This window comes from Nitrosomonas sp. Nm132 (genome assembly GCF_900100485.1).
In the GTDB taxonomy this organism is placed as follows: Bacteria; Pseudomonadota; Gammaproteobacteria; order Burkholderiales; family Nitrosomonadaceae; genus Nitrosomonas.
Genome location: NZ_FNDH01000083.1, coordinates 1 through 4,761, shown reverse-complemented (window position 1 = coordinate 4,761; position 4,761 = coordinate 1). Strand labels below are relative to the sequence as shown.

5 protein-coding genes are annotated in these 4,761 nt (G+C 45.1%); all 5 read left to right on the top strand.

From position 1 onward, the window contains the following. The first annotated feature begins 287 nt into the window (after positions 1-287). Positions 288-1,100 (top strand): methane monooxygenase/ammonia monooxygenase subunit C, encoded by an 813-nt coding sequence (locus BLP80_RS14290; protein WP_090544352.1) that lies wholly within the window; start codon positions 288-290, stop codon positions 1,098-1,100. 176 nt (positions 1,101-1,276) lie between these two features. Beyond that, on the top strand, positions 1,277-2,194 hold the full coding sequence (locus BLP80_RS14285; protein ID WP_256325124.1) for a methane monooxygenase/ammonia monooxygenase subunit A: 918 nt from the start codon (positions 1,277-1,279) through the stop codon (positions 2,192-2,194). Beyond that, complete coding sequence (locus BLP80_RS14280) at positions 2,194-3,456, top strand: methane monooxygenase/ammonia monooxygenase subunit B (protein ID WP_090544350.1); 1,263 nt, start codon at positions 2,194-2,196, stop codon at positions 3,454-3,456. Before BLP80_RS14285 ends, BLP80_RS14280 begins: the two co-directional genes overlap by 1 nt. Before the next feature lie 112 nt (positions 3,457-3,568). Next, positions 3,569-4,138: a hypothetical protein gene (locus tag BLP80_RS14275; protein ID WP_090544348.1), complete on the top strand. Its 570-nt coding sequence runs from the start codon at positions 3,569-3,571 to the stop codon at positions 4,136-4,138. A gap of 90 nt (positions 4,139-4,228) precedes the next feature. Continuing rightward, positions 4,229-4,761: hypothetical protein (locus BLP80_RS14270; protein ID WP_143002320.1), on the top strand; the 533-nt coding region annotated here is incomplete at its 3' end.

Here is a 4,761-nt window from a genome sequence, read left to right as displayed (position 1 = left end):
AACTTATTGAAGTAGTAATAGATTTTATTTTTTATGAAATCCCCTGCTACAAATATGGAAAAATTACTTGACTAAAGTGATTAAGGTGACTAGCCTGTAGAGTGTAGCCAGCAAAGGGCGTTAAGCTTTTTAGCTGGAACAAAAAAAGGAGTGGTTTAGTCGAACGCTATACAGAGACCATGAGGACGGTAAGGTTTTTATGGATTGATGTGATAGTGAGTAATATGGTTGGCAAGCAACGATATTACTTTTTCTAGCTAAAATGTAAAAAACAGGAGGAAGTTTAAATGGCAACTACAATGGGAACGAGCAGCGCAGCATCTAGCTCTAGAGGCTATGACATGTCGCTGTGGTATGACTCAAAATGGTATAAATTTGGTATGGGTGTAATGCTGCTGGTAGCGATCTTCTGGATCTGGTACCAACGGTCATTTGCCTATTCACATGGCATGGACTCGATGGAGCCTGAATTTGATCGAGTTTGGATGGGATTATGGCGCGTACACATGACAGTTATGCCGCTATTTGCATTGGTTACCTGGGGCTGGCTCTGGAAAACCCGTGATACCAAAGAGCAACTGGATAATCTGGATCCAACACTGGAAGTCAAACGCTATTTTTACTGGATGATGTGGCTTGGCGTATACCTCTTCGGCGTATACTGGGGTGGTAGCTTTTTCACCGAGCAAGACGCATCATGGCACCAAGTAATTATTCGTGATACCAGTTTTACACCTAGCCATGTTGTGGTGTTCTATGGTTCCTTCCCGATGTACATCGTATGTGGCGTTGCTGCATACCTGTATGCAATGACCCGCCTGCCATTATACAGCAGAGGTATTTCATTCCCGCTGGTATTGGCGATTGCAGGTCCCCTCATGATTCTGCCAAACGTAGGCTTGAACGAATGGGGTCATGCTTTCTGGTTCATGGAAGAACTCTTCAGCGCACCACTGCACTGGGGCTTTGTGATTCTGGGTTGGTCCGGACTGTTCGCAGGTGGTATTGCTGCTCAGATCATCACCCGCTATTCCAATTTGGTGGACGTGGTTTGGAATAACCAAAGTAAGGAAATTCTTAACAATAGGATTGTTCCTTAATTTGAGGTTATAGATTGACGATTTTCATTCCTGCTTCTGGGAGACCAGAAGTGGGGGTGAGATAGAGCGAGTCGACTATGATGGGGATATGCAAATTAGTCGTTAGTAATTAACCTGAAAAAATAAAGGAATCGTCATGTCAAATTTAATATTACAAGCTTCAAAGGGAGGGAGTTATGAATGAAAGCGTAGTATGGGTATTATTATTTATACCTGTTTTGTTTCTGTTTGTACCGCTGCTGTCAAAAAGTGAAGGTTACATGGCGGGCATGTTCAAAACGAATGACATTCTGAAAGCAGCCAAGATGCCGCAGGAAGCGATCCACATGTCGCGATCAATTGATCTGATCTATTTTCCGATTTTGTGCATACTTTTGGTTGGAACCTATCACATGCACTTTATGCTGCTGGCAGGTGACTGGGATTTCTGGATGGACTGGAAAGATCGTCAATGGTGGCCGGTAGTGACGCCGATTGTAGGCATTACCTACTGTTCAGCAATTATGTATTATCTTTGGGTTAACTATCGTCAACCATTTGGCGCGACACTCTGTATCGTTTGCCTGCTGGTTGGAGAATGGCTAACTCGCTACTGGGGTTTTTACTGGTGGTCACACTACCCAATGAACTTTGTGACACCAGGCATCATGATCCCGGGCGCATTGATGTTGGATCTCACGCTGTATCTGTCCGGTAACTGGCTGATTACCGCGCTGGTTGGAGGCGGATTCTTTGGTTTATTCTTCTATCCAGGCAACTGGGCAATTTTTGGACCGACCCACTTGCCAGTCGTTGCTGAAGGTGTATTGCTTTCAATGGCAGACTACATGGGCCACCTCTATGTTCGTACCGGTACTCCAGAATACGTACGCCATATTGAGCAAGGTTCACTGCGTACCTTTGGTGGTCATACCACCGTTATTGCTGCATTCTTCGCGGCATTTGTATCCATGTTGATGTTCGTTGTTTGGTGGTACCTCGGTAAAGTTTATTGCACAGCCTTCTACTATGTAAAAGGTAAGAGAGGCCGTATTGTGCAAAGAGATGACGTTACCGCATTTGGTGAAGAAGGTTTCGCACAGGGGATCAAATAATGAATATAAAAAACATATACAAACGAAGCGTCATGGGGCTTTACGGAGTCGCTTACGCAGCAGCAGCCTTGGCAGTAAGCATGGTAGTAGATATTACACCGGTTGCGGCACACGGAGAACGTTCTCAGGAACCCTTCCTGAGGATGCGTACTGTTCAATGGTATGACATTAAATGGTCGCCAGAAGTTACCAAAGTCAATGATCTTGCCAAAATAACCGGCAAGTTTCACTTGGCTGAAGATTGGCCAGCTGCGGCAGCCAAACCAGATCGAGCTTTCTTCAACGTGGGAAGCCCGAGCCCGGTGTTTGTTCGTCTGAGCACCAAAATAAATGGCCAGCCGTGGTTTATTTCAGGCCCGATGCAAATCGGTCGTGACTATCAGGTTGAAGTCAGTCTGAAAGCACGTATTCCAGGCCGTCATCACATGCACGCAATGTTGAACGTGAAAGATGCAGGTCCGATTGCAGGCCCGGGAGCGTGGATGAATATCTCGGGTAACTGGGATGACTTTACCAACCCGATCAAGCTATTGACGGGAGAAACAATAGATACCGAGACCTTCAACTTTGCCAATGGTCTGACCTGGCACATCATCTGGATGACATTAGGTTGTCTCTGGATTGGTATCTTTGTTGCCCGCCCGATGTTCTTGCCGCGTAGCCGTGTATTGTTGGCCTATGGTGATGAGATCCTGAGAGATCCAATGGACAAGAAAATTGCCTTCGTTATGGCAATACTGACCGTTGCGTTGGTCTGGGGTAGCTATCGTTATACGGAAACAAAACATCCGTACACGGTGCCAATCCAAGCAGGCGAGTCAAAAGTGGATCCACTTCCAGTTGCACCTAATCCAGTAGCCATTCGCGTAACATACGCTAACTATGACGTACCGGGACGTGCACTGCGTGTGAACTTGGAAGTAACCAATAATGGTGACAGTCCAGTCAAATTTGGAGAATTCACCACAGCCGGTATCCGTTTCATCAACGCTCATGGCCGTCAATATCTGGATCCGAGCTACCCTCGGGAACTGATAGCAATTGGTCTGAATTTTGATGATGAAACACCAATTCAGCCAGGTGAAACCAAAGAAATCAAAATGGAAGCCAAAGACGCATTATGGGAAATTCAGCGCTTGATGGCTCTGTTGGGTGACCCGGAAAGCCGTTTTGGTGGATTGCTGATGTCTTGGGATGCAGAAGGAAATCGCCATATAAATAGTATTGCTGGTGCGGTTATCCCGGTCTTTACCAAGCTTTAATAAGTAGTCAGAAGCAACAAATACAACCGGTGCACCGCTGTCGTGAGACAGAAAGGTGTGCCGGTTTTTTTTATAAATCATATTGTCTTAATTATTAACGGGAGAGTTTGTCGTGATAAAGCAATTAACACAGGCTGGTATTGCGGCTTTCGTTCTTGTTGCGATGCTTTATGCGGGCAGTGCGGTCGCCCATGGGAAAGTCTCTTTAGAGGAAGACCCGTGTGTACGCAAGATAGGTGAGAACATGGTGCATCTAAGCGCTTATCAGCCGCAATATGACGAGAGTGGGCACTATTGTACGGATATCCCATTGGCGGGGGATACTTATTTAGTAATTGATCTAATTGATTCTGCATTGCGTAATATGCCAGTTACAGTGAAAGTTTCTCGAGGAGGTGAAGCAGATGGAGAAACTGTGATGCAGTTACCTGTTGAATACCATCCGGACGGTGTTGTTAATGGAATAAGTAAGCTAGAAAAGGGGGCATATTCAGTCATTGTAACCGCAGAAGGAATTCCACCTTTAAAATATCAATTCCAACTACGTGTGGAAATGGTCGATTATATGAAGCTACTTCGCGCTTCAATTGCGCCTGTAATGGGATTGCTGCTATTGGCATGGCTCATCTATAAACTTACACAATCAAAACGATTCCGTGAATGGCGGACTTCACGTCGCTGAAGAAGATTAAAGTGAGTGTTTTGTCATTGAATTGATCATATAATAAAATATTTATTATCGTCGCAGAGGGAAATAATGTTCATAAACCTAATGAAATCTATTTATAAATCAATATTAATTGTTGCGCTGGGAATGGCCTATTCAATACAGCTACATGCGCATGGTGGGTTGTCGCTGGCTGAGGACATGTGTAAGCTAACAATAGGGCCATACACCATGCATTTTACGGGTTATCAACCTGAGAGCACACAAGAGCAGGAATTTTGTGAAGATATTCCCTTGGTAGGTCGTACTGTTGTTGCGCTGGATTATATCAATGAGGAACTGCGTTCTATGGCAACCGAAGTGAGAATAATACGTGACACGGGATCGGAAGAGAATCTTGATGAAATAACGATATTTCATTTACCACCTAAAGTGTATTCGAATGGATCGGTTACTTTTGAGCATTCCTTTCCGGAGCCAGGCAAGTTTGTGGGGCTGGTGACGATCAGAGGTGGGACGGATGAGTATGTATCCCGCTTTCCATTCGCAGTAGGAGCCGGTGGAAAATCGAATCTACCTTATATCATAGGTGCTATCGTGCTGGCCGCTGCTGGTGCTTTCTTCTTCATGCGCAGTAA

Bases quoted from the DNA above. Each gene is read 5' to 3' on its own strand.
- BLP80_RS14285 (WP_256325124.1), top strand. From the start codon at position 1,277: ATGAATGAAAGCGTAGTATGGGTATTATTATTTATACCTGTTTTGTTT.
- BLP80_RS14290 (WP_090544352.1), top strand. From the start codon at position 288: ATGGCAACTACAATGGGAACGAGCAGCGCAGCATCTAGCTCTAGAGGC.
- BLP80_RS14280 (WP_090544350.1), top strand. From the start codon at position 2,194: ATGAATATAAAAAACATATACAAACGAAGCGTCATGGGGCTTTACGGA.